4 protein-coding genes are annotated in these 3528 nt (G+C 64.0%); 1 reads left to right on the top strand and 3 read right to left on the bottom strand.

The window, feature by feature from the left end:
• Positions 1 to 249: 249 nt before the first annotated feature.
• The 3 genes from AOZ13_RS13140 to AOZ13_RS13155 all read right to left on the bottom strand — a co-directional run bounded on the left by AOZ13_RS13140 (position 250) and on the right by AOZ13_RS13155 (position 2552).
• The gene (locus tag AOZ13_RS13140; protein WP_020222658.1) at positions 250 to 534 is read right to left on the bottom strand and encodes a type II toxin-antitoxin system RelE family toxin; all 285 of its coding nucleotides are present in this window, start codon (positions 532 to 534) and stop codon (positions 250 to 252) included.
• A complete protein-coding gene (locus tag AOZ13_RS13145; protein ID WP_020222659.1) occupies positions 527 to 808 on the bottom strand; it encodes a ribbon-helix-helix domain-containing protein in 282 nt (93 codons plus the stop codon). The genes AOZ13_RS13140 and AOZ13_RS13145 overlap by 8 nt, the downstream gene beginning before the upstream one ends.
• A 766-nt stretch (positions 809 to 1574) precedes the next feature.
• Positions 1575 to 2552, bottom strand: a complete 978-nt coding sequence (locus tag AOZ13_RS13155) for a KaiC domain-containing protein (protein WP_049934130.1) — start codon at positions 2550 to 2552, stop codon at positions 1575 to 1577.
• A 114-nt stretch (positions 2553 to 2666) separates the two neighbouring features.
• On the opposite strand from AOZ13_RS13155, the gene AOZ13_RS13160 reads away from it, so the two are divergent.
• Entirely contained in the window at positions 2667 to 3494 is an 828-nt protein-coding gene (locus AOZ13_RS13160; protein ID WP_020222905.1) for an NAD(+)/NADH kinase, read from the top strand.
• Positions 3495 to 3528 lie beyond the last annotated feature (34 nt).

A 3528-nucleotide genomic window follows, 5' to 3' on the forward strand; every position in this document is an offset into this window, starting at 1 on the left:
AAAAGCTCGACCAAAAGCACCATCGGACCCCTTACGGGGGTCCTCGGGCCTCGCGCCTTCGGCGCGAGTGAATCGCCTCGTTCGGGTTCTCCGAACCGCTCACTCGGCGAACTATGGCCCCCGATAGTTCGGTTCGCTGGCTCTCGTTGTGCAAGAACCGTTCAGTTCACTCGGGTCACGACCGACGACAGGGGGCAAATCCACCGAATCATTCCCTTGAATCTCGCCGCATCGAGGGGTGTACGTTACTTAATCGTCATCAGCGGTGTACGCGCCGCCACGACGCTTGATACGTGCGACGACGAGCCGCCCGTCGTTTTGCCGGAAGGTCACGGAGAGCCGGAACTCCCCGATGCGTATCTTCTTGTGCGGGCTGTTCTGGAGCGGTTCCCCGTAGTCGGGCGGGTCGCGCCACGGCGAGGAGACGATCTCATCGAGCTTGTCGAGTATTCGGTCTTGCTCAGCGGGAGACAGTCCGTCGAGGTCGTCTTCGGCCGTCGAGGAGAGTTCCCACGTCCACCCGTCGTCACTCATCGCTCGTGCCGAACCGCTCGCGGGCCTCCTCGACGCTCGTCGTCCGACCCTCGCGGATGTCCTCCTCGGCTTCGAGCAGGGCAACGAGTTCGTCGCGGTCGAACGTCGGGAACTCGATGGCGTCCCGAAGCGTGTACCGGATGAACTCGCTTCGACTGTTGAACCCGCGCCCCTGCCACGTGTCGTCGATCTCGTCGAGGAACGACTCGGTGACTTTGAAGTTCACCGTGGCGATCTCGTCCGTGCCGCCGTCGCTCGTGTCCGCTTCAGACATATAGACGTAATACGCAAGTCTTACCGATAGTCATTTCGGCGGAACCCCACTCGCCACGTAATCAGCTGAGAAGACGAAGTGTGTAGTCACCGAATGGGTTGTAACACATGATCAATAGATTCCATAAATACCGGGTCAATACGCTTTCTGGCCTAATTCAGTGCTAATTCCGGAGCCAATGCGAGACCAACCAAGTAAATCACCCCGGTGCCAAGTGCGAGCACTCGTAGTACTCCTGCTATCCGTTGTCGGTCTTTAGGCAGAGATTCAGCGACCCCGATGAAAGCAATCGGGATACCCAAAAAGAGGGAGAAGTGGGAACCATTGAGTAAGACACCGAAATACGCCCATCCAAGAAGAGAGATGAACGACAGGAACGAGAAGATGAACCCCTTCCTTCGTCCATCTGACTCCCGAAACAACACCCGTGGGAGTACCGCCATGCTTATCAGAAAGGGTTCGACCTGTAAAGAGTTTGGCTAACTGAAACGTTCCCTACGGCATCTCTCTTGTCTGCATCTAACAGTCAATCGGCGTCCCACGCCGGTACTTTTCCTGAGCCGAACTTCCCACCCCGTCAAGCGTCCGCGAGCGAAGCGGTTCACTCGTGCCGGAGGCACGAGGCCAAGGGAGGGGCCAGCGGCCCCGACGCAGGCTTTTGTCGTCAGAAAGCAGCGCTTTCTGACTGAACGGTAGGAAGCTTCGCTTCCTACAGTGGCCGAGCTTTTGCCAGCGTCAGCGTAGCTGACGCGCAGCAAAAGGTCGTTTAGAAGATGTTGGCCTGCCGGTACACCGAGATCCCGCTGTTCGTGATCTCGTAGGGTTTGGTCTCGCGGGAGTGATTGGCGTCGCGGATCTTCTGGATCTCGACGGCGAGGCGGGTCTCGCGGAAGTCCTCGGGGCGGACGTAGCGGAGGACGACGACGCCGTCGGTGAGGTATTCGATGATGCCGTGCCGTGAGGCGAAGGCGTTGTCCTGATCGGCTTCGCTGGTGAGGAAGGTGGTGACGCCGGCGTTCTTGAGCGCTTTCGCGAAGTCGTAGATCTCGGTGCGCCGGGTGGCCTGATCGTCGTACATCATCTCCAACAGCGAGACGGAGTCGAGGACGAGGCGGTCGGCGCCGAACTCCTCGACGAGCTGCGGGAGTTCGTTGCGGATGCTGGAGAGGCTGTTCGCCATCTCGATGGGATCGAGGTCGACGACGGCGAGATCGCCGTTGTCGACGTGCGCTTGGAAGGGCCACCCCTTCTCGCCGGCGCTCTGGACGACGCGATCGTAGCTCTCCTCCAAGGTGATGTAGGCGCCCTTCTGGCCGTTCTCGATGCCGTGCTGGAGGAACTGGAGACCGAAGGTGGTCTTCCCGGTGCCGGCGCCGCCGATGGTGACGAGGAGGCTGCGCTCGGGAATCCCGCCCTGCACCATCTCGTCGAGTCCCTCGACGCCGAACTCGATACGGGGGATGTCGGAGTCGAGATCCTCGTCGGCGAACTCGTCGCTTCCGCCGCCGCCGCCACCGCCGCCGAAACCGAACTCGGAGGGGTCGGGTTCGCCGCCACCGCCGAAGCCGAAGTCCTCGCCGCCCTCGCCGCCGAAGCCTCCACCGTCCCCACCGCTATCGAAGGCGTCGGCGAACTCGTCGTCCTCGTCCGCCCTGTCGTCGCCGCCATCGCCGCTCCCGGCGTCGAAGGCGTCGGCGAACTCGTCGTCCTCGCCGTCTTCACCCGACACGGCACACTCCCCCATGTGTCGTCGCGGTGTCCGTCATTGCGTAGTGGGACAGCCCCGGAGGGCAAGAAGGTTCCCCCCGCGGTCGTCGCACACGCGTGGCTTTTTGAGTGGGGGCGCCCTCGCGTCGGTATGCGCGTCGGGATCGTCGCTCAGCGCGGAAACGCCCGTGCGGCCTACCTCGCTGCGGACATCGGTGAGATGCTCGCGTCGCGGGACGCCGAAACGTGGTACGACACGGAGACAGCGGACGCCATCGAGGCCGAGGGGACGCCGGTCGAGGAGTTCGACCGGTGCGATCTCGTGGTGAGCATCGGCGGCGACGGCACCTTCCTCTTCGCCGCTCGCGGCGCCGGTTCGACGCCCATCCTCGGCGTGAACCTCGGCGAAGTCGGCTTCCTGAACGCCGTCTCACCGGACGAGGCGGTCGCGGCGGTCCGCGAGGAGGTCGAGCGCGTCGCGGAGACCGGCGAGATCCGCGCCCGCGAGGTCCCGCGGGTGCAGGCCGAGGGCGGGCAGGAGTGGTCGTTGACGCCGGCGTTGAACGAGGTGGTCGTGCAGGGCCCGGAGCGGGGGCACGGGCAGGGCATCGAGGTGGAGGTGCGCGTCGACGGCTCGCTCTACACCGCGGGGCACGCGGACGGGCTGCTCGTCGCGACGCCGACGGGATCGACGGCGTACAACATGAGCGAGCGCGGGCCGCTCGTCCAGCCCGGGGTCCCGGGGTTCATCGTGAACGACATGTGCGCGACGGACACGATGCCGCCGCTCGTCGTGCCGCTCGACGCTGAGATCACGGTGCGCGTCGACGGCGCGGACGAGGTCGTGGTGTCCGCGGACGGCGCGAGCCGCTATCACGTCGAGATCCCGGAGATCATCACGCTGACGCGCGCCGACGAGCCCGCGCGCGTCGCCGGACCGGAGAGCGACTTCTTCCAAGCGCTGAATAAATTGGAGTGAACGCGGCGCGTTAGCGCCGCGGAAAGGCGAACGG

The organism is Halarchaeum acidiphilum MH1-52-1 (assembly GCF_000474235.1).
Lineage (GTDB): Archaea > Halobacteriota > Halobacteria > Halobacteriales > Halobacteriaceae > Halarchaeum > Halarchaeum acidiphilum.